This window comes from Bacteriovorax stolpii (assembly GCF_002872415.1).
GTDB lineage: Bacteria > Bdellovibrionota > Bacteriovoracia > Bacteriovoracales > Bacteriovoracaceae > Bacteriovorax > Bacteriovorax stolpii.
In genome coordinates this window covers 1,321,700-1,346,552 of record NZ_CP025704.1, presented here as the reverse complement: position 1 = coordinate 1,346,552, position 24,853 = coordinate 1,321,700, and the positions used below count along the sequence as shown (strand labels likewise).

Below are 24,853 nucleotides of genomic sequence, written 5' to 3'. Positions count from 1 at the left end.
CAATCCATGACTCTTGCCCTTCCTTCATTGGAGAAATTCAATATCGGCAACAAGGAGGTCCTGAGTTATCGCTTCAATGAGAAGGACAAGACCTTGATTATTCGCGGTGCAAAACTCGGAACCAGTGAAGTGCTCGTCTGGGAAAAGGGATCATCTCTTCCAAAAGAGCATCAAGTTTTTGTTATCTCCAAGGCCCAGGAAGCTAAGTTTTTACACCTTGCACAACTCCTGCATAGCTTAGGCCTTGAAACTCAGGTCCAAATCCCTCACCTTAAAGTAAGCGGAGAACTAGGAAGTCTCAAGCAGTATTTGCAGTATAAAAAGATTCAGGCCCAATACAACGACATGATCCTGGATGAGGCCAGTCTTTCACGCGAACTTAAAAAAGAGGCCCTGGCGGATATTTACCAGCTCTTTTTTAACGATTACAAAGACTCCGTCTCCTGCAAAGTTCTGTATTCGGACATCACCTGTCTTATCCCCTCTAATGAAGTGATCAGTGAGGGTCTAAAAAAACACCTGAGCGAAAAATACAAAGTCACACTGGTTGAAATCAACAATCAAAAATTAGGAAACAACTACTCTTTTAAACTCAAACTCATCCAACTCGAGCAACTTGACGGAGAGGAGCTGCGCCTGGGGCTTGAGCAATTGAGTACAACTCTAGGAGAACTCTTAAAAGTTCCTCTCAATAAGATCGTCGAAAAAAATGCCGTTCTCCTTAGTCAGAAAAAAGTAGTGATGAACACTCTGGCCGAACCTTCCGGGCTTATCCGTCCGCAGTCTCCTGCTGAATTTCAAATCGGGGCCGACATTCCTTACGTAACCACTAGTAAAGAAGGAGTGAGCAATACCAGCTGGCAGTTTGCCGGTTTAAAAGTCAAAGTCACACTGGAGAACTTAGGAGATAAAATCAAGATCAACTACGAAACTGAACTCACTAAACCCTCCGGAGAAAACAACAACTCCATCTCCGGCAACAAAGAGCGCTCATCAGTGGTCGTACCATTAGGTGAGGCCACACAACTTTTTCAGGTGGTTTTAAAAACAGACGCCAAAGGTGTTGATCAGATGCCTTTTTTAAACCGCATCCCTATTTTAGGAGAGCTTTTTAAATCAAGAAGCTCACAAAACAATTACAAAATGATCACTGGAATTCTCGAGGTAAAAAACAATGAATAGACTCCTGGCCGAATACCAAAACGATATTTTGATTCTTTTTAAAAACCATTACCGCAGGCTCATTACCAAAGGAGTCGGCTTTGATTTTCCAGACGTCTTAAAAGACACACTCATTGACCTCAATATCAAAGAAGCGAAGCCTGAAGAAATATATTTTTTGAAATCTTGGTTTGAGTTGGTTCATCATCAAAGTTATTTTGAAAATTTCACCGAGCACCCTTTTACTGAAATCATTTTTCACTCCCCTCATCATGTTCAGGTCATCGGTCTTCACAAGAAAGACTCTTTTGAAATGGATCATCTTTCTGAGGAAGATTTTCAACTGAGTCTGGAGGTGTTGAGTTTAAAATCACAAATCAGCTGGAACTTTAAAGAGCCTTTTGCCAGCTTTAATATCAAAGTGAAAAACCTTTCTTTGAGGGCCACACTGATTCACTACTCTACTTCGGCCAACAGCAAGTCGAAAGTCTTTTTGCGAGCGATTCCCTCTTCCACTCCCTCTCTTGATCTTTTCCATTTAGAGCAAGAAGCAAGTGAGCTTCTCAAGATGATTGTGAAAGAAAAAAAGAATGTACTTATTTCAGGAGGAACAGGATCAGGAAAAACCACACTCCTGCGCTCATTAATTGCCCATATCCCGCGCGAAGAGCATATCATCGTGCTGGAAGACACGTATGAAATCCTCAATCAGCATCCCAACCAGACATCCTTTCTGGCCAATAAAGAACAAAGTAATAAGTCCCTCAAAGACTATTGTGCTTATTCACTCAGGATGAGTCCAGAGCGCTTAATTGTAGGGGAAATGAGATCGACGGAAGTGGTGCCTTTTCTGCTGGCGATGAACACTGGCCATAAAGGGCTGATGAGTACGATTCATGCCAGTTCGGCAGTAGATGCACTATCCAGGATCTCTCTGCTTTTTTCACTTTTTTCAGAATCAAAAGATATTTCATTTGCACTGGTCACGAAACTCGTCTGTAAAAACGTCGATTACGTGATCCATCTGGAACACAAACGCATCACTGAAATCTGCCGGGTTATTGGCTCAGAATCAGAAACACCTTTTTATGAAAGGCTTTATGAGGCCCCTAGTATTTAGCGACTAAGATTTCGTGAGCGCGAAGAAGGGCATTCGTGATGTCCGCACTCGCAATCTTAAAGCTCACTGAAACCGATGTCAGGTCGTAGAACTCGACATTGATATCGTTGAATGAGTTTTTAAGATTCTCCACCAGGTCTTGGGCCTGGTCTAAGTGGCATCCAACAAATGAAACAATGGCGTATTCTTTTTTCTGAAGAGTGCTCACTGCTTTAAGTTTAAACTTCTGGTCCTGGTTTTTAGTGATCGTCGTTCCACCTAAGCTTGGGTCGATACTTGATCCGACGAAAACCGGGATATCTTTTCTCTTTGTTGGAAGAAGAGTTGTAGGGAAAAGAACTTTAGCTCCTAAGCTTGCAAGAGCTGTGGCCTCGTCATAAGAAAGTGTCGGTATGAATTTAGCGTCTTTAACCAGACGCGGGTCAGAGCTTGCAATTCCTGCAACGTCCGTCCAGATCTGAACTAAAGAAGCGTCAATAGCTTCTCCAAAAAGGGCGGCCGAATAATCTGAACCTTCTCTTCCTAGAGTTGTCGTATTCCCCAGAAGATCTTTTCCAATAAAGCCTTGAGTGACAACAATCCCTCCAGCATTTAAATGTGGGATCACTAATTCACGGGCCTTCTCGGCGATAACATCAATCTGTGGTTCAGCTTTCTGGAAATCAGAGCTGGTCTTGATGACATTTCTGGCATCAAGGAAAAGAACTTTTCTATCCGGCACGCGCAGGCGGATTAAGTCTGAAACCAGAAGAGAAGAAATACGCTCACCAAGACTATAGAGCTGGTCCATAATCTTGGGAGTGTAATGTCTTTCTTTTAAAATTTCAGCGCCCACAAACTTGATTTCATCAAAAAGGAAATCGAGCTCTTTTCTCACAGCTTCGCTTGAGAAAAGATCGTGAGCGATTTTTGAGTGTCTTTGAATCAGTTCATTAATTAGTGAATGAAGAGTGTCTTCATCCCCTCTTTGTCCTGCACGGGCAATGAACTCCAATTGGTTTGTCGTATTTTGAGTGGCAGAAATCACAACGACTCTAATGTCATTGTTGTTTTCCACAACGTTTGAACAACGAAGCATAGCTTCCGCGTCTTTTACACTGCTACCACCGAATTTTGCGACAATCCACTTGTTCATGACTAATCTCTGGTTAATTTTTTGTATGAAGTTTTACTTGGAATAAGAGCTTTATCACCAAGACGTTTTTTCTTATCTTCTTCGTAATCAGAGAAGTTTCCGTCGAAGAACACAACTTGATCTCCTTCAAAAGCGATCATGTGAGTGGCAATTCTATCCAAGAAGAAACGATCATGGGAAATAACCACGGCACAACCTGCGTATTCCATTAGGGCCTCTTCAAGCGCTCTAAGTGTGTTTACGTCAAGGTCGTTGGTAGGCTCATCCAGAAGCAGAACGTTTCCTTCTTCCTTAAGCATCGCTGCTAAGTGAACGCGGTTTTTCTCACCACCAGAAAGTTCTTTAATGCGTTTTCCTTGGTCTTCACCAGAGAAGTTAAAACGTGAAATATAAGCGCGTGCGTTTACTTCGCGTCCACCAAGTTTTAATAGGTCAAGACCGCCAGAGATGGCCTGCATAACAGTCATTTCCGGGTCAAGAGTCCTGTCCTGGTCAACGTATGCTAGCTTAACAGAGTCACCAATAGAGATTGTCCCTTTCGTTGGCTGCTCTTTTCCAGTGATCATTCTAAAAAGAGTTGTCTTACCGGCACCGTTAGGCCCGATAACACCAACGATTCCCCCTGGAGGAAGTTCGAAGTTCAGGTGTTCATAAAGAAGGCGATCCCCGTAAGCTTTTGCCACGTCATTAAACTGAACAACTTTCTGACCAAGACGAGGTCCAGGTGGAATGAAGAGTTCATTGGTTTCGTTTCTTGCTTCAGACTGCACTTGCTGACGTTTTTCGTATTCAGCAATACGCGCTTTAGATTTTGCCTGACGAGCTTTAGGAGCAGCACGAATCCACTCCAACTCTTCTTTAAGTGATTTTTGTCTTTTTGATTCAGACTTTTCTTCCTGAGCAAGGCGTTTTGCTTTTTGCTCAAGCCATCCAGAGTAATTTCCTTCGTATGGAATCCCTTGACCGCGGTCAAGTTCAAGAATCCATCCCGCAACGTTATCCAAGAAGTAACGGTCGTGGGTTACGGCAATAATTGTTCCTTTGTAGTTCTGAAGGTGACGCTCTAACCACCATACTGTTTCAGCATCAAGATGGTTAGTGGGCTCATCCAGAAGTAAAATATCTGGTTCTTGAAGCAGGAGTTTACAAAGAGCTACACGTCTTTTCTCCCCTCCTGATAAAACTCCACACTTTTGATCAGCAGGAGGACAGTTTAGTGAGTCCATCGCTAGATCTAAACGAGAATCTAAGTCCCATGCGTTGGCTGCATCAAGTTTATCCTGAAGGTCAGCTTGTTTTGCATATAGCTTATCCATTTCAGCATCAGACATCTCTTCGCCAAACTTCGCGTTGACTTCATCGAACTCACGAAGAAGATCAACAACGTACTGAGCTCCCTCTTGAACCACTTCTCTTACAGTTTTATCCGGGTCAAGTTTTGGGTCCTGCTCCAGGTATCCAACAGTGTATCCCTTCGCTAGAGTTGTTTCACCTAAGTGATCTGTATCAAGACCTGCCATGATTTTAAGCAGTGTCGATTTACCGGCACCGTTAAGACCAAGAACACCAATCTTAGCTCCATAGTAGTATGAAAGGCGGATGTCTTTTAGGACATGCTTTTGCTTGTAGACCTTTCCTACTTTATTCATTGAATAAATGATTTGTTTATCGTTCACGTATGACATGATTTTTCCTCTAAAAAAAGGGACTGATTGAAGGCATGATTCTACCTAAAAAAGGCCCTTTTTGGAAGGAGATTCATCTCACCTTGCTACAAGTCATCACTGGAGGACGAAATACTGAAAGATGGAATAAAGATAAAAGAAATAAGCGGGAAGAAAAAAGACGGCCAGGACGGAAAACTTGATTAAATCGGCCACTTTTAGGAATTTCTCAAAACAAAGTTCCTGTAGGTGCCAGACTTCGCGCACGACTTCTGTCACTCCCGGTCTGGGAGACACCCCATTTTCTCTCCAGCGCTGGACGTGCTCTTTGACCCTCTCGGCACAGAATGAAAACTCACGGTAGCGCATTAAGTCCCCGTCTAAAACCTTTGAATCGGCCAAAACTCTTCCGGCCGAAAGCCCCACTTCGGCCATGGAGATAAATAAATAAAGCCCTTCCATCACGTGGGAGAATTTATTAAACATGAGGGCCTGGGCCTTTTTAACCGCAAAATTAAAAACAATAATCGCCACAGCTTGCAGGCAAAAGATAAAAAAGAGATCACCCGGATAAAGTGGCAAATCCGCCAGGGAGCTTGAAAGCCAAATAAATCCCCAAGTCGTAATAGTAATGGCCGCAAACTGTAAATTCCCTCCGAGAATAAGGCCTTTCATCTTCTTTTCAAATTGCAGATCCTTAATCACATTGCTTCTTAATTCCGGCAAAATAAATTTAAGATTCACTCCTAATTTGCGATGGGCCTCCAATAGTTGGTGCAGTAAAGTTGTGTAAAATTTGTAACGAGGAATTTCCATTTCCACCGTTTTCATTCCCATTCCCATCTTCGCTTCCAGCTCTGGAAGAAACTTTAAGAGTCTCTCTCCTGAGGGTGTTTTTTTCTGAACGAGGGCCAACTGGCGCAGCGCCCGAGCTCTCTCCCATAGAAATGTCCAGCTTTTTTCCGGTAAAAAAAGCAGTGAGATGAGGCTTCCGATATAAATGAAAAGTGAGGTCACCATAGAGATAACCTTAACAGAACTACCTAAGTCTAATGAATCCGTTCAGGTGATTTCTGCTGATCTTTTTCATTCTCGAAATCCCCTCTTTTGAATTGACGATAAAATCCATATTTGCAATAGTTTACCTATGAAGAACACCACAGAAAAAGACCCAAAAAACATCGCAGAGCTAGGACGTATTAATCAAACAGACCTGGCCAATTACAATCCTCTTCAAGAAAAAATCGACTACCTTGAGATGCGTATTAAAGTCCTGGGTGATATCTGTACAGAGATCAATCCTTACGATCAAATCTCTGATGATCTAAAAATGCGTTTAATGGATTTTAATATCCTCGATCTTACTGACCCCTTCAAAGTCACTAACCAATTGCTGATGCTTCTTGAAGACACGATTGATGAGCTTCATGTGCTAAAGCCTTTTGATGACAGCGACCTACCCGTTAAAGAAATCCTCTAATGAACAAACCAATTCCGAAGGTCAATCTCCACCCGGCCTCATGTAAATACTTAAAGCTCGGTCATCCTTGGATCACCGAAGACACTTATACAAAACGCTTCCCAAAAGAGGCTTTTTTCCTGATTGGCGTGGATGAAAAAAACCGTCAGGACGTAGCTCTTTTAATCAACGATCCTCTTCATAAGACAGTAAAGGCCAGGCTTTGGAGCTTAAACAAAGCTGAATGGACACTAGATTTTAAAGACGTTTTAAAATCGCGCATGAAAGCGGCCATTGATAAACGCCGCGCGCTTATGAAAGAAAGGGAAAATATTTTCTTAATCAACGGCGAAAGTGACGAGCTTCCCGGTCTTCTTATTCAACTTCTAAAAGATGAAGTGATGATTCAGTACTACGCTCTTTTTTGGAAGGACAAAGAAGATTTGGTGCTGGAGAACTTAAAAGAAAACCTTCCTCACCTGCAGGAAATCTGGGTGCAGGAAAGGAATTTTGATCAGGCAAAATCCATCCGTTCAATTAACGGCAAAGACAGCTCTGAATTTACACTGACTGAGTTTGGTCTCAACTATAGAATAAAAATCAACCAGCACTATGACTTCGGGATTTATTCCGACATGAGTGCGATTAGAAAAAATATGCGTCCCTATCTGGAGGGACAAAAAAGTCTTCTGAACCTCTTTAGCTACACAGGAGCTTTTTCTGTGTACTGCATGGGGATGGGATTTGATAAAGTTACATCTGTTGACCTATCTTCAAAATACCTCGCGTGGTTAGATGAAAATATCGCTCTTAATCCGAGTTTAAATAGTTCACACCATACAAGTCTTTGTATGCCGAGTGAGCGCGCCATGGATAAACTTATTTCAGAAGGCGCAAAATACGAAGTGATCGTTTGTGATCCTCCGAGTGCTTCAAGTGACGGGAATAAAGTTTCTAATGCTATTAAGTCTTATGAAACTCTTCTGCCGCAAATGCTGGAGCTTCTGGACACTGAAAAAGGAAAGATTTTTGCTTTCCTCAACACTCACGCTATTAGCTGGAATAAGTTTGAAGAAAAACTTAAGGCCATCGTCGACTCTTCTAAATTTAAAAACCAGGTTGTCATTGGCAAGCGTTTTAAACTGAATGAAGACTGTCTTCCCCTAAAAGGCTTTCATGAGGGTGATTACTTAAAAGGATTTTTAATTGAATTTAAAAGGAAATAAAATGAACCTGATTATGCTTCTGCCACTTCTCATTGGTAGTGTGGGAATCCTGCAAGGGACTATCAACCGTCATGTGGCCACTCATATTGGTGTTGCCCAGGCGACATTGATTTCAAATGCCGTAACTGTCTTAATCTGTATTGCTTTCTACGCTCTGGTAAAATCAGTGCCTTCACTTGTTCCAGATTTTTTTCAGGTCAAAGCTCCTCTAACAACTTATAAGTGGTGGTTTATTTTCCCACCTCTTTTTGGATTTTGCATTGTCACCGGAATCCCTCTGGCCTTCGCGAAACTGGGAGCTGTCAAAGTGACAGTTCTTCTGGTTGCCGCTCAAATGGTCACGAGCGTGGTCTGGGATATTTTTGTTGAAGACATAGGTCTTAACATGATGAAATTCGCCGGAATTCTTTGTGCTCTTGTCAGTGTTGTTTTAATTACTCTTTCTAAAAATTAAGGGGCCTACCCAGGAGATGTTATGACTTATAGTGGATTTTGGAGACGCTTTGGTGCTGTCTGTATCGATGGATTTATTCTCTGGATCGTTTATATGATTCTGATGATCGTTCCGTTTTTCCCTCAGGTTTTATGGATCATCATCTCAACTTACTACCACGTTGCTTTTGAAACCTCTCCTCTTCGCGCCACTCCAGGTAAAGCACTTCTAGGAATCGCGGTTATCAAACCAGACGGAAGAAAGCTTACAATTAAAGACTCAATCATCAGACACCTGATGAGCTTCATTTCCAGCGCTCTTTTATGTGCGGGTTACTTCATGGCACTTTTTACAGAAAAGAGCCAAACTCTTCACGACATCGTGGCCGACACTATTGTTGTTAAGGAGAAATTTGCAGAAAACGACTTCTGGCAAATCTTTGTGGCCCAGTCAAAAATCATCTTCGCGACTGATAAACACTCTGATATCCATGTTGAAAAGAAGTTTGACGGACAATCACTGGAAGAACTCTATAGTCTTTATCAAAAAGGGATTTTGACGGAAGAAGAATATAATAGGAAAAAAGAAGAATACTTAAGCCGCATTTAGATAATAAAAAAGCCTCCGTAATGGAGGCTTTTTTATTTTCGTATCAATTAAGATTTTACAATTCTCGTTCTCCAAGCTCTGATATCCGGAGCCAGGTAGTCGTACTTCATAGAAGCTAGTGTGTATGAAGCGTATTCGTAGTCAGTCGTGTGAGTTAAACACTCAGTTGGACAAACTGTTGTACACAGACCGCAGTACATACAAAGTGCTGTATCGATCGTGTATTGCTTTAGATCTAAACGAATTGGTGTACCGTCTTTTGTTTTAATCTTTGGAGCGTCTGTTGGTCTTTTTACAGCAGCGATGTAGATACAGTCTACTGGACAAGCAACCGCACACTGAAGACAAGAAATACAGTTTTCAGCATCGTTGAAAAGACGTGAACGTGAGTTTGATGGAAGCTCTTCTCTTACTTCTGGGTATTCGATCGTAACAACTTCTCTTCCCCATACGTATTTAAAAGTAATCCCCATCCCTACGGCCGTTGACTTAACAGCGTAGTAAACGTTTTTAAACCACTGACTAAGTGTCAGTTCTGGTTCAGCGGCTTTTTTAAGGTGAATCGTTTCCATATTTTTCCTTATTAATTAATCCTTTAAATAAAACTAGCGGTCAACTTCCCCAAGAACGATATCGATACTTCCGATACTCGCTACAAGGTCGGCAACCATCTGCCCAGGGGCAATGATTGGAAGCATTGACGTGTGAGTGAAACACGAAGACTTCACTTTTAATCTGTATGGAGTTTTTCCTCCGTCAGAGATTAAGTGGTAACCTAACTCTCCACGTGGACACTCAGTTCTCATATAGATTTCACCAGCTGGAACCTTGATGATTTTTGAAACTTTGCCCATTACCGGCCCTTCTTCAATTCCTTCAAGTACCTGACGGATGATCTTAATCGACTCGAACATTTCGAAAATTCTTACATAGTAACGGTCCCAGCAGTCTCCTACTGTTCCTTTTTCCCCTTTACCTGTAACAACGTTGAAGTCAAATTTTTCGTACATACCGTATGGACGGTTCTTTCTTAAATCCCACTCAACACCTGATCCACGAAGAACTGGTCCAGTTGCTCCGTAGTCGAAACATTGCTCTTTTGTTAACACACCAACGTTAGCTGTTCTTTCGATGAAGATTTTGTTTTCCCCAACAAGCTGGTGGTATTTTTTAAGTTCGCCTTCGAAGCGGTCAACAAAAGTTTTCACACGGCGAAGTTGATCGTCATTGATATCGTTCCAAACCCCTCCGATCCACACGTAGTTATAAAGCATACGTGCACCAGAAAGTTCTTCAAATAGTCTTAGAATTTCTTCTCTGTCCTGGAAACAGTATAGGAAAGTCGTAAACGCTCCCATATCGATCCCGTATGTACCGAAGTAAACAAGGTGAGAAGCAATTCTTTGAAGTTCAGCAATAAGGATACGGATGTACTCCGCTCTTTTTGGAACTTCAGTCCCTAGCATTTTTTCTACAGCAAGACAGTATCCCCATTCCATTGACATAGCTGCAAGGTAGTCCATGCGGTCAACGAAAGGAATGACCCCTCTGTAGTCTAAATTTTCAGCGTGTTTTTCGAAACAACGGTGAAGGTAACCAAGGTGTGGTGTCGCTTCAACAACGATTTCCGAGTCAGTTTTAATTTCAACTCTTAGTACACCGTGAGTTGCAGGGTGCTGAGGCCCCATATTCAGAGTCAGAAGATCTGACTTTAAAACTTCCATATCGCCTAAACGGATTTTTTCTTCTTGGGCGTGTTGACCAGACATTATTCACCATCCTTTGCGTCTTCAGATTCGTCTGCATCGTTAGATTTCCAACTTGCTGAAACTTTCTTTGGATCGCCAATTTCTTCTTTTAGTTTTTTACCAAACATGTGATCAGCTGAGTTGATCTTGTGAGCTGGGTTTACCACCATGTCTAAGTATTTCTCCTGAACAACGTAATCACGTCTTAAAGGATACCCTTGCCAGTCATCTGGCGTAAGGATACGGCGAAGATCCGGGTGACCAACAAAGTTCACTCCGATCATGTCGTAAGTTTCGCGCTCCTGGAAGTTCGCTGCATTCCACACGCTTACCACAGAGTCGATCTTTGGAAGTGTGTCTTTATTATTTCCTGAACCATCACCACGACCAAGTTTTGTTTTTAACAGAAGCTCACGGTTATTAGTGAAGTCAGCAAGAATGTAAGTTAGTTCAATTCTGTCTGCGTAATCTGTTCCCGTCACAGCTTGAAGAACATTGAATCCTTCTGCCTTAAGTGCTTTACACACTTCCAGGATTTTTCCTGCTTCAACCATGACTGATGAATCACCAACAGTCGCGATATTCGCTACTGCATTTGATCCAGAGACCTGGCCGTTTAATTTAGATGCGATTTCGTTATGCATGTTTTACCCACTTATCACGAAGGATTCTTTCGTTTGCGATTTTCTTTTGAAGAGTCATTACACCTTCAATAAGAGCTTCTGGTCTCGGAGGACAACCAGGAACGTAAACGTCTACTGGAACGATTTCATCAACGCCTTTAAGAACGTGATAGCCGTGTTGCCAGTATGGTCCACCTTTATTTGCACAAGAGCCCATTGAGATTACATATCTTGGCTCTGGCATTTGTTCGAATAGAGTTTGAATTCTCGTTGCCATTTTTAGAGTTACAGTACCAGCAACGATCATAAGGTCTGCGCGTCTTGGAGTGGCCATAAATGCTCCACAACCAAAGCGCTCTAGATCGTATTTAGAAGCACCAGTTGCCATCATCTCGATCGCACAACAAGCGAGACCAAAAGTCATAGGCCAAAGAGAGTTCTTGCGACCCCAGTTTAAGAAATCATCTACTTTCATCAAAACGACGCTGTCTTGCATCTCGTGCTCCCTATTTTGTACGCACAAAGTTTATTCAATTAAATCTTTACAATTATTGCACAAATTTTACAGAGCGTACGAGTTGTCGTCAATGAAAAGTGACCCAAAGCTTGGGAATTTTAGTCAGGTTTTTTTTGACGGGATGCTAGCGAGAAGATTCTATTTAGAGACAAATCTGTCACAACGACTCTTGAAATCTTCGAACATAAGACGGAAATCCTGGGTGTCCTTCAGAGTATCTGAACTAGCAGGTGCTCTTCCCAGCTTATCTTGCATAAGAGTGATGCGGTTTTGGTCGTTTTTGCAGACGCGGTCCATGATATTGACGTATTCTTTCACCGCAGCAACCGGGTATGGAAGGCCCCAGGCCGATGAAATAAACAAAGCTTCGTTACCAGAAGCTTGAGGTATATCTTTTTCGTTTACCGCAAACTTCTCCAGGTCTTTTTTCAGACCATCAAAATGATGACCCACTTTGTAAAATTCCTGGATACCAAGTTCTTTTGAGATCGCTCCCACTTTCTGGTCATAAACCTTAGGGCAGTTTGAACGCGAGAAACCTTCCCCTGGAAGCATTTCCTGAAGAACCTTGCACTCAACCATATAAGCGTCTACTTCACCGCCACGGCCTTCGACCGTGCTTTTAATGAAGTCTTTTAAATGGAAGCGGGCATCGTATGGGTTAAAAGGCTCGCGATACGTGTAATGGGTCAGTTCGTGGGCGAAGTCCAGCATAGCGTCCAGGGTCTTTAGGTGCTTATTCAAGTAGACCTTAGAGCGGGTCTCGTACATGACCTGGGCCGGGTTAGAAGCTGAAAAACGGCGGATCAGGGTCGTGTCCGTCAGGGACCCGTCGCCAATCGCTACTACATCAAAAAGAGTGTATCCCTGTTGGGCCGCTTTTTGCGTGGCCTTTTCAATGACTTTTTTTCCCGTCGAAACACGCTTAAGCCCCTCTACCAGGCGCTTAAAGTTGTCTTCATCAGAACGGTTTTTCTTATACCAAGGTTCATTGAAATTGATGTCTTCACCGGCATCCAGCATCTTCACCGCCTGCGCGTTGGCAGTCAGGGTAAAAGTCAGGGCAAGTAAAAGAATAGGAAGTAATCTCTTCATGTTCTGCCTTTATCGGAAGGCTCACAGAAGAACTGAACAGGTAAAATTTACAAGATTACTTGAGAACGCTACTCAGCCATGTATGATTTCGCCATAACACTTTTTGGAGCCCCTGCATGAAAACAACGATTGCCCTACTTTCATTAGTACTTTCTGCTAACGTATTTGCTTACTCACTTGCGGATTCAACTGTACTGACATCGGCTTCACCGCTACTTTCTTCAGCGACAACTTCGGGAACTCTCCCTGAAAAACAGGCGGCAATGGTTATTAATGACTCTCAGGAATTCTTTCAGTCAGGAAAGCTTTCAGTTTTTCTTTCACAAAAAATCAATGATGCAAAAGCAGTCAATGCAGGTGTTTCTGATGAAGAGGCACTGGATATGTTAATCAACGAAGCTCAATCAATTTTAAACTAAAACTATAAACCACAGGCGCAGCGAGAAATCACAACACGGCTTGCGTCCAAACTTTTGGAGATTTTATGAAAAAGACAATCGCTTTAATCGCTCTAGCTCTTTCAGCTAACGTATTTGCTTACTCAATTACAGATTCAACTGTACTAACTTCAGCTTCACCACTTCTTTCTTCTGCGACAACTTCTGGTGAATTCCAGAAAGCTCAAGCAAACATCGTGCTTAACGACGCTCAAGAGTATATGCAATCAGGAAGACTTTCTGCTTTCCTTTCTCAGAAAATTGCTGATGCACAAGCTATCAACGAAGGTGCTTCTGAGTCAGACGCTCTTGAAATGTTACTAAACGAAGCTGAATCTATTTTAAAGTAATTTTTGATTTTTCAGATTCTAAGAAGATAAGAAAGGCCGCGGTCGATTTTAATCCCGCGGCCTTTTTATTTTGAACGTTATTAAGCGGCCTGTTTACCGTGAACTGTCTGGTAAAGCTCTGATGACATTTCTTTTAGAACGTCAGCGCGGCTTGAAAGGTCTTTGGCCGCTTTTGCTACAGAGTGAGTAACAGTCGAGTTTTCATTCGTCGCTACATCAATCTGCCCCATCGCATTGGTGATTTCCTCAATCCCCTTTGACTGCTCACTTGAAGCTCTTGCAATCTCTTCAATCAGGCCATTAACTTTTGTCGTATTTTCTACAACCAGATCAAACATAGTGCCGCACTTAGAAGCGACAGTCTGGCTCTTTTGCACTTTTAATTTTGCACTTTGAACGAATTTTTCTACGTTCGTTTTATTTTCAGCAACGATTGAATCTACCTTTCTGATACTTTCATCAACGATCGCTGAAATCTCGCTCGCTGAGCGACCACTCATCTGCGCCAGATTCCCCACTTCTTCAGCTACAACCGCGAAACCTTTTCCGTTTTCACCGGCCCTTGCCGCTTCAACTGAAGCGTTGAAAGACAGAAGTTTTGTCTGGAATACGATATCGTTGATCACTTTTGTTTTAGCTGCAATTTCGTTGATAACCGAAGTGATTTCTGCGATACGACGGTTCCCTTCTTCGATTGAGGCCATGATTTCTTCGTTACCACGACTTACGTCATCAACTGATCTGATCATTTCTTCTACGGCCTGTTTCCCCTGGATAACAGTCTCATGGCTTTGTGAAGACACGTTGGCCGATGTCGAACAGTTTTCCGAACTCTTTCTTACCATTGCTGTTAACTCTTCAACTGAAACCGAAGTTTCCTGAACAGCAGCGGCCTGTTGAGAAACCGCTGATGAAAGCGTCTCACTCGATCCGGCAACCTGAGAAGATGTGGAAGCAATATCTCTTGCACCTTCGGCAAGCACCTCGGCAATTCTATTTAATGTAGAAGAAATAGCTCGAGAGAATATAAATCCCGTGGCAATTGAAAAGATAAATCCAATAATCCCCAGAGTCAGAATCGTTCTTTCTGCAAAAGCGCTGCTTTCTTTAGCGCTTGCTACCCATTTTTTTGATTCTGCTTTTTGAAATTCAACCAACTCACCTAGAACTTTGTAATATTCAAAGCGAGTCCCTTTAACAGATTCGCTCATATAAAATTCCTGGAACAAGTGCTTGTCTTCAGCTTTTTGCATCTGAGCAAGCTCTCTTCCTTTCTTTAAATCTGATTCAAGCTTCTGCCATGTTTTATCGACTTTTTCATAAAGCTCTTGTTCACCCGGAACAAATTCCACTTTTCGGTATTCATCATCCAGCTCATGGTAAGCTTTTAGTGTTTCATCAAAACGACCCGCAAGGCGCTTCATTTCTTTTTCGTTGTTACCAACCAGCGCACTTTGAATCATTAAACTCATAACTTTATCAGACGTTCCCTTCATCTCTTCCAATAAAACAACATTGGGAAGATTGATGTTGGCAACATGCTCATACTTCTCATTCACATGCTGGAGCCCTTGATAACTAAAATAGCCAACAACTGCGAGTGATACGGCAGAGACTGTAAAAGCGGCACGCATCTTCCAGTTTAAACTTCTTTTTTCAAACATAAATAAAACTCCCCTACGACAGAGATTGTGGATTTTCTAAAACACACAATCGTAGTAAGTAGAGAAATACTTAAGTAAAATTCTCTTGAGCTTCTCTTATAAATGTAAGTGGATTTTTATTTAAAAATTCTTCGCCGAATTATTTCAAACAAGACCAATTTATAAATTTAATGGTCTAAGTGAACAGCGGTGGAAAGAAATCGTGAAAAATTATTTGATTGATCGTAGCCTTTTATTTTGCTGACCATTTTTTTTCCGCGGAAATATATAAAGGTAGGCAAACTTTCGATGTCGTAAAAAGCAGAGATCTCTTCTTTGAGGTTGGGGTTATCTGAAAGGTTCAATTCATAGAAAGGCATATCGTAATTCAATGAGCGAAGCTCCAGGATAGCGCGCTCACACTCAGGACTGTCGTCTTCAGTAATGATCAAAAGAGCATGCTCGATAATCTCTGCTCGTTTTAAAAAATCGCTAAATGTCTTCAGCTTTTGTGCTCTCATTTCATTTGGCAGAGTATTATAAAACCCCATCGCATACTAGGGCCCGAAGCAGAACTATGGATAACTCCATATTTTCTGGAGGAATAGTTGAGTAAATCTTTTGGTTATCTAAAGTTTTCAGGGCATAGTTAATATCTAATTTTGAGATTTCACAACGCGCAATAAAGGGCGTACTTAGATCAGACCAAAATAATTTTTATCGGAGCTATATATGAAATCAATATCTTTAATCGCGACCCTTTTCTTGGCGATTGTGACAAACACTGCAAGTGCTGAACTTGTCACGTGTTCTTCAGATCACGGGACTCAATGGGGTGACAAACTACCTGCTTTGGCCCTGGTGACTTTTGAGTTTGAAAAAAAGGGAACTCAAAGCTCAATGAAGAACGTCAATGGATTCGTTTTCGTAAAAAACCAATGGGAAGACGCTGATGATACAAGCTTTAGCGAAGAAAACAGCTATCGCGGTTACTTCGAGTTTGATGAAGTCAAAGCTAACCCAAACTACCGTCCACTAAAATACAAAGGACACGCTCAATTTAAAAACTTTGATGCTCGCTACACTGACGGACAAGAAAGTGGAATGTGGGGATCGTTTGTCGTTGAATTAAAAGACGCCAAAGAGTTTAAAGCTCACTATATCTTCCAGGCGGGGGATCACATTGGCGGGACAATTAGATTTACTTGTACAGAAGAATAAAAAAGGCCGGTTTATCCGGCCTTTTTTTTATTTTTACGAATGAGCTGTTTTACTGGTCATCATCCCTGAAAGCGATTTAATGACACTCTCGAGTTTCTGAACCTGATCCTGCAACTCTTTTGAAGATTCTAAATTCTCTTTGGAGATAACTGAATTTTGCGAACTCGATTGATCCAAGAGCCCCATGGCCTTTGAAACTTCTGAAATTCCTTTTGACTGCTCTTTAACTGCAGTGGTGATTTCACTGATAAGCGTATTAATGTTTGAGGCCTGGAAAACGATTTCTTCCAATGCACTTCCACATTTATTTGCAATTTGAATCCCTTGTTCAACTTTGTTTTTACCGTCATAGGCAAGTGACTCTACTTTTGTTCTGTTTTCATTAACGATCACTTCAACAGTGCTCACGCTGTTTGAGAGCATGTCTGAGATTTCCTTGGCCGCATTCCCACTCATTTCGGCCAGGTTCCCGACCTCCTCAGCGACTACGGCAAACCCCTTTCCTTGCTCACCTGCTCTTGCCGCTTCGACAGAAGCATTAAAAGACAGAAGCTTAGTCTGAAAGACGATATCGTTAATCACTTTCGTCTTCTCTTCGATGTCACCGATTACGCGGATAATGTCTCCGATGCGTTTATTTCCATCTTCAATCTGCCTCATCATGGCCGTATTGCTGTTATTAATGTCTCCCATTGCCGCCAGCATTTTTTCAATGGTCTCTTTTCCATTGCTCGCTGATTCAAAACTTACGCGGGCATTGCTATCGAGCTGCCTTGAATTAGATTCTGTTGTACTAACGGTAGCCGTGATTTCTTCTAAAGCTGCGGCTGACTCCTGGAAGGCACTTGATTGTTGCTCTGTAGAGGCCGAAAGATTCTGAGCGGCCTGAGTCAGGTTGTCTGCCGTACTGCTGATACGGTTAGATTCTTTAATCAGGTTATCGATGATATTTTTTAACTGTCCTTGCTGATCTCTTACGACAGCTGCAAAAAAGATTAGAAGGATAATACCAATCACCAAAGACACAATATTTAAATACATTGATTGAGAATTAATAGCGGCAGCACCGGCCGCTGACTGAGCCGAGTCCGCTCTGACCAGGTCCCCCAGGGTCCCCAATTCTTTTTCCAACGCTTCAAATTTGTCATTAAAGGTAGAAAGATTAGCGCGTGCTTTTTCTTCATCCCCACTAAGAGCGATATCGACGATTTCGCCAGCAGATTTTACATACTCTTCAATACGAGGCAGGGCCGGGGCGATGGCCGCTCTGGTAGTGGGATGAATGTTAAGTTTTTCCAAATTATTGATATAATTTTTAATATTTTCGGCGAACTCTTTTGCTTCTTCTCTCGTCTCTTTTTTCTCTTCATCGCTTCCTGTTTTCGCAACGAGGATCGCTCGGTATACGTTTGCCCTAATCCCATCGTGCATCATGTCGGCAAGAATCATGTTACTGACACCAGGAAGTTGAACATCGACCAAATCGTTCACCTGAGTGACAAACCGGTTAGATGTCCAAAACGCAATAGCGGCCGTCGTAATGAGAGTGATTACTAAAAAAACCATTAAGAGTCTTAATTTCGCACCAATTGTCATTGCCTACTCCATGAATATATATGCCTTTCTCGGCATAAATAATTAAGAGTTAACTTAAGATTTGCTGGAAACAAAAACTTCGCGAGAATTTTGGAATGATTTGTATATCTTACTTTGTCAAACAGTTGCCTTAAACGCTTGCGTATTGAGAAAGAGGAACACTACACTTTAAGACTAATCTTAAATTTCAAGGATGATGGAATATGAAATTTTTATTGCTCTCAACTCTGGTTCTCTCGCTTTCATCACTTCAGGCTGCAGTCACGCCGACTGAGCTAGTGGTAAAAGTAAGAGCGGGAAAAACTCTTCCTGATTTTGGTTCACAATCAAAAGTCCAAAATCTTTTTGGAAATGTTTACGTTATCAGAAACAACGATGTTTCTGTTTTAGAAAAACAACTTAAGAATCACCCAAATGTAGAATACACGGAAAGAAACTACCGCGCAGAGAAGTCTCCACTTCCAACTCCGGTGCCAGCACCAAGACCACCAGAAGAAAACAAATCAATGAATGCTCCTCAATTCAACGACCCACAGGTCGGAAAAGTTTGGTCATTTGCTGATGCTTCTCAAAATGGTGTTTCAGTGAATGCTGCTTACAAAATCCACGGAACTTCTGCGACTGAGACAATCACTGTTGCCGTAGTAGACACAGGGATTGATACAAATCACGAAGACCTAAAAGATGTTCTTTGGAAAAACGAAGGCGAAATCCCAGGAAACGGAATTGATGACGACGGCAACGGATACATTGATGACGTTTACGGAATCAACACTCTTGTTCGCGACTCTCAAGGACGCGCAACTGGAAACAACAAAGACACTCACTCTCATGGAACTCACGTTTCTGGGACAATCGGTGCAAAACAAAACAATGGCATCGGTATCGCGGGAATCGCTTCAAACGTAAAAATCATGGGGATCAGAACTGTTCCAAACAACAGTGATGAAACTGATGTCGATGTAGCTGAGTCATTTATCTACGCTGCTAAAAATGGTGCAAAGATCATCAACTGTTCATTTGGTAAGAGATCAAACGAAGGTGGAAACCTGATTCCTGAAACTCTTAAATACATCCAGGACAACTACGGCGTTTTAGTTATTGCTGCTGCCGGAAACGACTCTAGCGATATCGATAGAACTCCAACTTACCCGGCAAGCCACAAGAGTGATAACCTTCTCATCGTTGCTAGTACATCTAACAGCGGTGGAATGAGCTACTTCTCAAACTACGGTAAAGTTGGTGTAGACGTAGCAGCTCCAGGCTCAAGCATCTACTCAACAACTCCAGGCAATAGATATGAGTCTATGTCAGGAACATCGATGGCCAGCCCGACAACGGCAGGTGTAGCTGCTGAAGTTCTTTCTCACTACCCTAACCTTACTCCGGTTCAACTTAAACAAGTGTTAATGGACTCGGTCACAAAGGTAGAGCGCTTTAAAGATAAAATGGTTGCAGGTGGACGCATCGACCTTCTAAAGGCGCTGGAACTAGCTAGAACAATCAAATAATTTTTTAATCGTTATTGTTGTCTTCTGAGTGATTAGAAGATTCAGTCTGGGGAGCTTCGGCTCCCTTTTCTTTTTCAGCTTCACTTTCGTCATCAAACTTTAAAGAAAAAAACTCTTTTGATTTTTCTTCAGGAGTTTCCAATTGTTTAATTTCAGCTTTTGGTTCAACTGGAGTCGCGGCCACTAACGGAGGCGCTCTTCTTCCCATGATCTTGCGCTGGCGATTGGAGATATAACGGCTGGGCTTATCGATTCTGAATCTGATCGGGTTTGGTAAAACGGCTGCCATTAATGCTGCTTGAGAAGAGTTGAGTTTACTGGCAGGCTTCTTAAAAAACTTCTGAGCAGCGGCCTCAACACCATAGACACCTTTACCTAATTCAATGACATTCAGATACACTTCTAAAATGCGCTCTTTTGGCCAGAAGAACTCAATCAAGACGGTGAAGTAGGCTTCCATTCCTTTTCTTAGCCATGAACGCGAAGGCCAAAGAAAAACGTTTTTAGCTGTCTGTTGCGAGATTGTACTCGCCCCTTTTTTCTTCTTATGAGTCTTATTGTACTGCATGGCCTTTTCAATGGCCTCGAAGTCAAAACCGTTGTGCTGATAGAACTTATAGTCTTCGGCCTTGATCACCGACTGCTGCATTGATTTAGAAATCTGAGTGATAGGCACCCACTTTTTTTCAATTCCAACAAACTTCTCTTCTGTGAAAATGGATGCAGTTGAGCGCCAGAACATTAATGGTGTGTAGGCCACCGGAACAAAACGGTAAAATAAAACGACAAAAATACTCAGAGCAAAGAAGAAAAGGCCCAGGCGAATAGACCAGATAAACAGTCGTCTTATTGGCCCTTTCTTTTTAGGGCGCGGGGGTGTTTCAGGAATTTCATCTCTCATAGTAATTATGAGGATACCATTAAACTAAAAAAGCGCAGGAATTATTTTAAGTTAACCACGACCTCAAGAAGCATTGGGATAAGTCTTCTTAGTTCTTTTTCATCCTCTTTTGGAAAGTGTGAAAGGACTTCATCTTCCAGCTCCGTTCTCACTTTTCTCACCTTGTCCAGGATGCTTTTTCCCTTAGGGGTCAGGGAAACAAACTTAGACCTGCGGTCATTAGGGTCCACTTCGCGCTTCACAAAAGTCAACTTTTCTAGTTTATCGATGATTTTAACAATCGTCGCTTTATCAATGCCCAGGTCCTGACCTAGTGTAAGTTGATTAGTTACGACACCGGTACTTAGTACATAGAGAACAGCGCATTCAGGCGTCCCTAAATTATAAAAAAGATGGTTTCTCTTTTCCATCAAGGCCTTATAGAGCACGGCAGACTTATAAAGACTGTAGCCAAAAAAAGTCTTGAGCCCTGGATGAACAGTGGTTTCAAAACTTTGAGCGGTAAAGAGTTTGTTCTCAATTTTTTTTGTTTTCGTTACTTTTTTTCCCATGAATAGATTCTACCACAAATAGTTTGCTTCGCAAACGATTTAGGAGTAAAACCATCTTAGACGAGGTTTTTATGCAAAAAAATATAAGATTACATGCCCTTACTTACGGCGCGGCGATGCTTCTTACAGGCACTACTCACGCCCTAACATTACAAGACGCTATCAACGAAGCCCTGAACACTTCTCCTTCTGTAGAAAAAGCAAAGAGTGCAACTCTAGAAGCAAAATGGAAAAAAGTTGAAAACTATTCTGGCTTTCTTCCTACTGTGTCTGCAAATGCTAACTATCTTTTTGATAAGAAGTACGCGCTGACAAACGTGAGATTAGGAAATGCGACAACAGATACAATCGTTCCGCAAATCGTTCCGAATTCACAACTGACTTTAACTGGAACCTATCCCCTGTTTGAAGGTTTCTCGAGTGTGAATCGCTACCAGGCCGCAAGCGAAAGCTTCAATGCTGCTGCCAATGAAGAAAAGTGGAATAACTTTAAAACAGAGATGGATGTGACACTTGCCTATTACAAGGCACTGGCAAACAAAACCCTTAAAGATGTTGCTGCTCAAAACTTAAAAGTTCTTCAAGACCATTTAAAAGATGTGAAGCTCTTTAAGCAAAGTGGTATGGCGACAAACTACGATGTTCTTCGTGTTGAAGTTCAGGTTTCAAATGCTGAATCAGATCTATTAAATGCAGATGACAATATCGCTATCAGCGAACACAACCTGCTTGAGATTTTAGGTAAAGACTCAGGGACAGTTGATGTCACTGGAGAACTTCCGGTTTTAGATGAAAACCTGATGAAGAGTATCACAGCGGCTGACATTCACAACAGAAACGATATCCAGGCGCTGAAAGAAAGAGTGAATGCTCTGTCTTACGCTGATAAAGCACAAGACAGCTTCTGGGTGCCTCGTATCGCAGCTTTTGGTCAATACCAATATTACAATAACCTGAATGACTCTCTAACAGATACAGACAAATACCGTTCTGCTTACCAGGTTGGATTACAACTTTCATGGAACCTGTTTGATGCCGGTGTTTCATTCGCCCGTTCTAAGCAAACGACAGAGCAATTTGTTCAGGCCGAAAAAACTTACCGTATCACTGAGCTAAAAGCACAAAAAGACCTGGAAGTATGGAAGAGAAAGTACAACTACTATGCTTCTTTATATAAGGCGAGAACAAACGATATCGCCAAATCAAAAGAAAGTGTGCGCCTTGCCCGTGAAGGACAAAGAGTTGGAGCAAGAACAAACACTGATCTTCTTGATGCTGAGGCTGACTTATATAAATCACAAGCTGGCGCAGTCAATGCTCAGTTGGGATATATTGAAGCTCTCATCAATTTACAAACAGCAATCGGACAAAAAATTCATACATTTTAATTAAAAGAAGGACGTGACCAATGGACGCAAAAAAGAAAAAGATATTATCGATCGTAGGAGCAGTGGTAGTCATCGTTGCCAGCTACCTGACATATGAACACTTCGCTTACGTAACAACTGACAACGCTCAGATCTTCGGCCACAGCGTAATGCTGGCACCAAAAGTTTCTGGTTACATTACATCGGTAAACGTCGTTGAAGGACAAAAAGTAGCTAAAGGAGATGTCCTTATCAACATCGACCCACGCGATTACGAGAACAACCTTAAACAAGCTAAAGGTGAACTATCATCTGTTGAAGCAAGAAGAAGAGACGCTGAAAGAAACTACCGCCGTTTAGTAGACTTGCTTTCTAAAGGTGCTGTTTCTCAACAACAATTCGACACAGCTTCTGCTCAGTACAATGACGTTAAAGCTAAATACGATGCTATCGCCTCTCAAGTTTCTCAAGCTGAACTAAACCTTTCAAATACTAAAATCGTCGCTCCAACTGATGGGTTCATCGCTAAAAAATCAGTGGAAGTTGGACAGCTTGCTGCTCCGGGCGTTCCCCTACTAGGATTTGTTGATTCAGGAGAAAGATGGATCATCGCGAACTTCAAAGAAACTGAAGTTGAAGGGATTCGCTTAGATGCAAAAGTTGAAATCGATGTCGATGCGATCTCAGGGAAGTCTTTTGAAGGAAAGGTTGAAAGTATTTCAAGTGCAACTGGAGCCACATTCACTCTTCTTCCACCAGACAATGCTACTGGTAACTTCACAAAAGTTGTTCAGAGAATTCCGGTGAAGATTAAGATTGAAAACGTTTCAGCAGAAGACATTGAGAAATTAAGAACAGGGCTTTCAGCATTTATTAAAGTACACAAACACTAGGTATATATATGGAGACGACAGAAAACTCTAAAGCTCCGCTTATCATATTTGTTGCCGTCCTTGCATCTCTTCTGGAGATCATTGATACCTCAATTGTAAACGTCGCTTTACCTACGATGATGGGTAACCTGGGTGCCACGCTGGAAGATATCAGTATGGTTATTACCGGTTACGCTATCGCTAACGCCGTCGTTCTTCCTCTTTCAGCATGGCTGGGAGAAAGATTCGGACGAAGAAACTATTACCTGGGTTGTATTGGCCTATTCACAATTACATCTGTGGCATGTGGACTTGCACCCAATCTTGAGTTCCTGATTATCTTCAGAATCCTTCAAGGTCTTGCCGGAGGAGCTTTGCTTCCGACTTCGCAGACGCTTATTTATGAACAGTTCCCAAAAGAAAAGGCCGGTATTGCTGGTGCGATCTTCGGGATGAGCGTCATGGTTGGTCCTGCCTTGGGACCGGTTCTGGGCGGGTACTTAACTGATACACTTGGATGGAGATCAATCTTCAACATCAACCTTCCGCTAGGGCTTCTGGCGCTGATGGTAGGTGCTGCTTGTATCTACGACGTCAAACACGAAGAAGGACACAAAAAAGAATCAGGCTTCGATGCCCTGGGACTTATCCTTCTAGTTGCCGGAATTGGATGTCTTCAATACGCTCTTGAGCGTGGTGAAGCAGATGACTGGTTTTCTTCTAAGCTCATTACAACATGTGTGATCACTTCTCTTATCTCTCTTCCTACTTTCGTATGGTGGGAATTAAGAGTTAAAAATCCGATCATCAACGTGCGTTTATTAAAAGAGCAAATTGTTGTCAACGGAACAATGCTAATGGGGCTTCTGGGATTTTATCTCTATGGAGTGCTTTTCGTTCTTCCGGTTTTCGTCAGCAACGTCTTTAGATACACGGCCACTCAAACCGGAGAGCTCTTTATTCCAGGCTCGCTGGTGACCATGGCCCTCATGCCGCTCATTGGGCGTATGATGGTTGGTGGTGTGAGTGTTAAGAAACTTATTTTCGTAGGTCTTACAGGACTTGTTGTCTGTATGCTGCTTCTGACTCACTTATCTCCTCTTTCATCGAAAGAAGACATTCTACACGCTCTTTATGTGCGTGGGTTTGCTCTTGCTTTCCTGTTTGTTCCAATCAACTCTGGTATCCTGAGTCAGTTTAAGGGACATGCGATGGGGCAAGTTTCAGGACTCCTGAACCTTTCAAGACAGATCGGAGGAAGTATCGGGATCGCTATGGTTGGGACACTTCTGACTATGAGAAGCCACCAGAACTACGTCGACTTAGCTTCAAAAGTTTCACTTTTAAATCCGACAACTCAACAGGTCTATTATCAAGGCACATCGAGCATGACGAAAAAAATGTCGAGTGGTGTTGGAATGATTAAAGAAGATAAAGCTGCATTGACGTCAATAAAACACCGTCTTGACGGACAGGTCTTTATGATGAGTTTTAATCAGTTGATGTGGATCATCTTAATTGTCTTCTCACTGTCGTACATTCCTTGGTACTTCTTAAAGTTAAGAGTTAAGCCAACCGGTGTTGTCGACTCGCACTAGACCTAAAGTTCATTTG

General features: G+C 42.1%; 26 protein-coding genes. 13 read left to right on the top strand and 13 right to left on the bottom strand.

Translation table 11 applies throughout. The features are described 5' to 3' along the window. Window positions 1–6 precede the first annotated feature (6 nt). Together C0V70_RS06775 and C0V70_RS06770 are read left to right on the top strand one after the other, a co-directional pair. Window positions 7–1,182 (top strand): secretin GspD/PilQ domain-containing protein, encoded by a 1,176-nt coding sequence (locus C0V70_RS06775; RefSeq protein ID WP_102243109.1) that lies wholly within the window; start codon window positions 7–9, stop codon window positions 1,180–1,182. Further along, window positions 1,175–2,281: a CpaF/VirB11 family protein gene (locus C0V70_RS06770; protein WP_102243108.1), complete on the top strand. Its 1,107-nt coding sequence runs from the start codon at window positions 1,175–1,177 to the stop codon at window positions 2,279–2,281. The genes C0V70_RS06775 and C0V70_RS06770 overlap by 8 nt, the downstream gene beginning before the upstream one ends. On the opposite strand, the gene C0V70_RS06765 is transcribed toward C0V70_RS06770, so the two are convergent. The 3 genes from C0V70_RS06765 to C0V70_RS06755 form a co-directional block, all read right to left on the bottom strand. Next, window positions 2,271–3,416, bottom strand: a complete 1,146-nt coding sequence (locus C0V70_RS06765) for an aspartate kinase (RefSeq protein WP_102243107.1) — start codon at window positions 3,414–3,416, stop codon at window positions 2,271–2,273. The two genes, C0V70_RS06770 and C0V70_RS06765, sit on opposite strands and share 11 nt — an antisense overlap. Before the next feature lie 2 nt (window positions 3,417–3,418). Then, window positions 3,419–5,101: an energy-dependent translational throttle protein EttA gene (ettA, locus tag C0V70_RS06760; protein WP_102243106.1), complete on the bottom strand. Its 1,683-nt coding sequence runs from the start codon at window positions 5,099–5,101 to the stop codon at window positions 3,419–3,421. A 96-nt stretch (window positions 5,102–5,197) separates the two neighbouring features. Then, entirely contained in the window at window positions 5,198–6,100 is a 903-nt protein-coding gene (locus C0V70_RS06755) for a hypothetical protein (RefSeq protein ID WP_102243105.1), read from the bottom strand. A 127-nt stretch (window positions 6,101–6,227) separates the two neighbouring features. Between C0V70_RS06755 and C0V70_RS06750 the strand changes: the two genes are divergently transcribed. The 4 genes from C0V70_RS06750 to C0V70_RS06735 are packed head-to-tail and all read left to right on the top strand — an operon-like array spanning window position 6,228 to window position 8,807. Continuing rightward, on the top strand, window positions 6,228–6,560 hold the full coding sequence (locus C0V70_RS06750; protein ID WP_102243104.1) for a hypothetical protein: 333 nt from the start codon (window positions 6,228–6,230) through the stop codon (window positions 6,558–6,560). Beyond that, window positions 6,560–7,765 (top strand): class I SAM-dependent rRNA methyltransferase, encoded by a 1,206-nt coding sequence (locus tag C0V70_RS06745; protein ID WP_102243103.1) that lies wholly within the window; start codon window positions 6,560–6,562, stop codon window positions 7,763–7,765. The genes C0V70_RS06750 and C0V70_RS06745 overlap by 1 nt, the downstream gene beginning before the upstream one ends. Window position 7,766: 1 nt before the next feature. Beyond that, the gene (locus C0V70_RS06740; protein ID WP_133566755.1) at window positions 7,767–8,219 is read left to right on the top strand and encodes a DMT family transporter; all 453 of its coding nucleotides are present in this window, start codon (window positions 7,767–7,769) and stop codon (window positions 8,217–8,219) included. A gap of 21 nt (window positions 8,220–8,240) precedes the next feature. Further along, on the top strand, window positions 8,241–8,807 hold the full coding sequence (locus C0V70_RS06735; RefSeq protein WP_102245462.1) for an RDD family protein: 567 nt from the start codon (window positions 8,241–8,243) through the stop codon (window positions 8,805–8,807). 47 nt (window positions 8,808–8,854) lie between these two features. Here C0V70_RS06735 and C0V70_RS06730 read toward each other — a convergent pair whose 3' ends face one another. The 5 genes from C0V70_RS06730 to C0V70_RS06710 all read right to left on the bottom strand — a co-directional run bounded on the left by C0V70_RS06730 (window position 8,855) and on the right by C0V70_RS06710 (window position 12,790). Continuing rightward, window positions 8,855–9,379: a 4Fe-4S binding protein gene (locus C0V70_RS06730; protein WP_102243101.1), complete on the bottom strand. Its 525-nt coding sequence runs from the start codon at window positions 9,377–9,379 to the stop codon at window positions 8,855–8,857. Window positions 9,380–9,412: 33 nt separating this feature from the next. Then, the gene (locus tag C0V70_RS06725; RefSeq protein ID WP_166637354.1) at window positions 9,413–10,576 is read right to left on the bottom strand and encodes an NADH-quinone oxidoreductase subunit D; all 1,164 of its coding nucleotides are present in this window, start codon (window positions 10,574–10,576) and stop codon (window positions 9,413–9,415) included. Beyond that, window positions 10,576–11,199, bottom strand: a complete 624-nt coding sequence (locus tag C0V70_RS06720; RefSeq protein WP_208107813.1) for an NADH-quinone oxidoreductase subunit C — start codon at window positions 11,197–11,199, stop codon at window positions 10,576–10,578. Before C0V70_RS06720 ends, C0V70_RS06725 begins: the two co-directional genes overlap by 1 nt. Beyond that, window positions 11,192–11,701 (bottom strand): NADH-quinone oxidoreductase subunit B, encoded by a 510-nt coding sequence (locus C0V70_RS06715; protein WP_320410367.1) that lies wholly within the window; start codon window positions 11,699–11,701, stop codon window positions 11,192–11,194. The genes C0V70_RS06720 and C0V70_RS06715 overlap by 8 nt, the downstream gene beginning before the upstream one ends. 132 nt (window positions 11,702–11,833) lie before the next feature. Beyond that, window positions 11,834–12,790: a hypothetical protein gene (locus C0V70_RS06710; protein ID WP_102243099.1), complete on the bottom strand. Its 957-nt coding sequence runs from the start codon at window positions 12,788–12,790 to the stop codon at window positions 11,834–11,836. A gap of 116 nt (window positions 12,791–12,906) precedes the next feature. Here C0V70_RS06710 and C0V70_RS06705 point away from each other — a divergent pair, with 116 nt between their 5' ends. Both C0V70_RS06705 and C0V70_RS06700 read left to right on the top strand, forming a co-directional pair. After that, complete coding sequence (locus C0V70_RS06705; protein ID WP_102243098.1) at window positions 12,907–13,209, top strand: hypothetical protein; 303 nt, start codon at window positions 12,907–12,909, stop codon at window positions 13,207–13,209. A 65-nt stretch (window positions 13,210–13,274) separates the two neighbouring features. After that, entirely contained in the window at window positions 13,275–13,577 is a 303-nt protein-coding gene (locus tag C0V70_RS06700; protein WP_102243097.1) for a hypothetical protein, read from the top strand. A gap of 80 nt (window positions 13,578–13,657) precedes the next feature. Here the strand turns inward: C0V70_RS06700 and C0V70_RS06695 are convergent, their stop codons facing one another. Then, window positions 13,658–15,241, bottom strand: a complete 1,584-nt coding sequence (locus tag C0V70_RS06695; RefSeq protein WP_102243096.1) for a HAMP domain-containing methyl-accepting chemotaxis protein — start codon at window positions 15,239–15,241, stop codon at window positions 13,658–13,660. 167 nt (window positions 15,242–15,408) lie between these two features. Further along, the gene (locus C0V70_RS06690; RefSeq protein ID WP_102243095.1) at window positions 15,409–15,771 is read right to left on the bottom strand and encodes a thioredoxin family protein; all 363 of its coding nucleotides are present in this window, start codon (window positions 15,769–15,771) and stop codon (window positions 15,409–15,411) included. 181 nt (window positions 15,772–15,952) lie between these two features. Between C0V70_RS06690 and C0V70_RS06685 the strand changes: the two genes are divergently transcribed. Continuing rightward, window positions 15,953–16,441: a hypothetical protein gene (locus tag C0V70_RS06685; protein WP_102243094.1), complete on the top strand. Its 489-nt coding sequence runs from the start codon at window positions 15,953–15,955 to the stop codon at window positions 16,439–16,441. A 33-nt stretch (window positions 16,442–16,474) separates the two neighbouring features. Here C0V70_RS06685 and C0V70_RS06680 read toward each other — a convergent pair whose 3' ends face one another. After that, complete coding sequence (locus C0V70_RS06680; RefSeq protein ID WP_102243093.1) at window positions 16,475–18,037, bottom strand: HAMP domain-containing methyl-accepting chemotaxis protein; 1,563 nt, start codon at window positions 18,035–18,037, stop codon at window positions 16,475–16,477. Between the two features lie 203 nt (window positions 18,038–18,240). On the opposite strand from C0V70_RS06680, the gene C0V70_RS06675 reads away from it, so the two are divergent. Further along, the gene (locus C0V70_RS06675) at window positions 18,241–19,548 is read left to right on the top strand and encodes a S8 family peptidase (RefSeq protein ID WP_102243092.1); all 1,308 of its coding nucleotides are present in this window, start codon (window positions 18,241–18,243) and stop codon (window positions 19,546–19,548) included. Between the two features lie 4 nt (window positions 19,549–19,552). On the opposite strand, the gene mtgA is transcribed toward C0V70_RS06675, so the two are convergent. Further along, complete coding sequence (gene mtgA, locus C0V70_RS06670) at window positions 19,553–20,449, bottom strand: monofunctional biosynthetic peptidoglycan transglycosylase (RefSeq protein ID WP_102243091.1); 897 nt, start codon at window positions 20,447–20,449, stop codon at window positions 19,553–19,555. Window positions 20,450–20,490: 41 nt separating this feature from the next. After that, the gene (locus C0V70_RS06665; RefSeq protein WP_102243090.1) at window positions 20,491–21,000 is read right to left on the bottom strand and encodes a MarR family winged helix-turn-helix transcriptional regulator; all 510 of its coding nucleotides are present in this window, start codon (window positions 20,998–21,000) and stop codon (window positions 20,491–20,493) included. 71 nt (window positions 21,001–21,071) lie between these two features. Between C0V70_RS06665 and C0V70_RS06660 the strand changes: the two genes are divergently transcribed. Genes C0V70_RS06660 through C0V70_RS06650 form a run of 3 tightly spaced genes read left to right on the top strand, consistent with a single transcriptional unit; the run spans window position 21,072 to window position 24,837 of the window. After that, entirely contained in the window at window positions 21,072–22,388 is a 1,317-nt protein-coding gene (locus tag C0V70_RS06660) for a TolC family protein (RefSeq protein ID WP_208107812.1), read from the top strand. Between the two features lie 20 nt (window positions 22,389–22,408). Next, complete coding sequence (locus tag C0V70_RS06655; protein ID WP_102243089.1) at window positions 22,409–23,260, top strand: HlyD family secretion protein; 852 nt, start codon at window positions 22,409–22,411, stop codon at window positions 23,258–23,260. Window positions 23,261–23,268: 8 nt separating this feature from the next. Then, entirely contained in the window at window positions 23,269–24,837 is a 1,569-nt protein-coding gene (locus C0V70_RS06650) for a DHA2 family efflux MFS transporter permease subunit (protein WP_102243088.1), read from the top strand. The last annotated feature ends 16 nt before the right edge of the window (window positions 24,838–24,853 follow it).

What these genes read in the sequence shown, in the direction of transcription:
- C0V70_RS06775 (WP_102243109.1), top strand. Translation starts at nt 7, where the DNA reads ATGACTCTTGCCCTTCCTTCATTGGAGAAATTCAATATCGGCAACAAG.
- C0V70_RS06770 (WP_102243108.1), top strand. Translation starts at nt 1,175, where the DNA reads ATGAATAGACTCCTGGCCGAATACCAAAACGATATTTTGATTCTTTTT.
- C0V70_RS06765 (WP_102243107.1), bottom strand. Translation starts at nt 3,416, where the DNA reads ATGAACAAGTGGATTGTCGCAAAATTCGGTGGTAGCAGTGTAAAAGAC.
- ettA (WP_102243106.1), bottom strand. Translation starts at nt 5,101, where the DNA reads ATGTCATACGTGAACGATAAACAAATCATTTATTCAATGAATAAAGTA.
- C0V70_RS06755 (WP_102243105.1), bottom strand. Translation starts at nt 6,100, where the DNA reads ATGGTGACCTCACTTTTCATTTATATCGGAAGCCTCATCTCACTGCTT.
- C0V70_RS06750 (WP_102243104.1), top strand. Translation starts at nt 6,228, where the DNA reads ATGAAGAACACCACAGAAAAAGACCCAAAAAACATCGCAGAGCTAGGA.
- C0V70_RS06745 (WP_102243103.1), top strand. Translation starts at nt 6,560, where the DNA reads ATGAACAAACCAATTCCGAAGGTCAATCTCCACCCGGCCTCATGTAAA.
- C0V70_RS06740 (WP_133566755.1), top strand. Translation starts at nt 7,767, where the DNA reads ATGAACCTGATTATGCTTCTGCCACTTCTCATTGGTAGTGTGGGAATC.
- C0V70_RS06735 (WP_102245462.1), top strand. Translation starts at nt 8,241, where the DNA reads ATGACTTATAGTGGATTTTGGAGACGCTTTGGTGCTGTCTGTATCGAT.
- C0V70_RS06730 (WP_102243101.1), bottom strand. Translation starts at nt 9,379, where the DNA reads ATGGAAACGATTCACCTTAAAAAAGCCGCTGAACCAGAACTGACACTT.
- C0V70_RS06725 (WP_166637354.1), bottom strand. Translation starts at nt 10,576, where the DNA reads ATGTCTGGTCAACACGCCCAAGAAGAAAAAATCCGTTTAGGCGATATG.
- C0V70_RS06720 (WP_208107813.1), bottom strand. Translation starts at nt 11,199, where the DNA reads ATGCATAACGAAATCGCATCTAAATTAAACGGCCAGGTCTCTGGATCA.
- C0V70_RS06710 (WP_102243099.1), bottom strand. Translation starts at nt 12,790, where the DNA reads ATGAAGAGATTACTTCCTATTCTTTTACTTGCCCTGACTTTTACCCTG.
- C0V70_RS06705 (WP_102243098.1), top strand. Translation starts at nt 12,907, where the DNA reads ATGAAAACAACGATTGCCCTACTTTCATTAGTACTTTCTGCTAACGTA.
- C0V70_RS06700 (WP_102243097.1), top strand. Translation starts at nt 13,275, where the DNA reads ATGAAAAAGACAATCGCTTTAATCGCTCTAGCTCTTTCAGCTAACGTA.
- C0V70_RS06695 (WP_102243096.1), bottom strand. Translation starts at nt 15,241, where the DNA reads ATGTTTGAAAAAAGAAGTTTAAACTGGAAGATGCGTGCCGCTTTTACA.
- C0V70_RS06690 (WP_102243095.1), bottom strand. Translation starts at nt 15,771, where the DNA reads ATGGGGTTTTATAATACTCTGCCAAATGAAATGAGAGCACAAAAGCTG.
- C0V70_RS06685 (WP_102243094.1), top strand. Translation starts at nt 15,953, where the DNA reads ATGAAATCAATATCTTTAATCGCGACCCTTTTCTTGGCGATTGTGACA.
- C0V70_RS06680 (WP_102243093.1), bottom strand. Translation starts at nt 18,037, where the DNA reads ATGACAATTGGTGCGAAATTAAGACTCTTAATGGTTTTTTTAGTAATC.
- C0V70_RS06675 (WP_102243092.1), top strand. Translation starts at nt 18,241, where the DNA reads ATGAAATTTTTATTGCTCTCAACTCTGGTTCTCTCGCTTTCATCACTT.
- mtgA (WP_102243091.1), bottom strand. Translation starts at nt 20,449, where the DNA reads ATGAGAGATGAAATTCCTGAAACACCCCCGCGCCCTAAAAAGAAAGGG.
- C0V70_RS06665 (WP_102243090.1), bottom strand. Translation starts at nt 21,000, where the DNA reads ATGGGAAAAAAAGTAACGAAAACAAAAAAAATTGAGAACAAACTCTTT.
- C0V70_RS06660 (WP_208107812.1), top strand. Translation starts at nt 21,072, where the DNA reads ATGCAAAAAAATATAAGATTACATGCCCTTACTTACGGCGCGGCGATG.
- C0V70_RS06655 (WP_102243089.1), top strand. Translation starts at nt 22,409, where the DNA reads ATGGACGCAAAAAAGAAAAAGATATTATCGATCGTAGGAGCAGTGGTA.
- C0V70_RS06650 (WP_102243088.1), top strand. Translation starts at nt 23,269, where the DNA reads ATGGAGACGACAGAAAACTCTAAAGCTCCGCTTATCATATTTGTTGCC.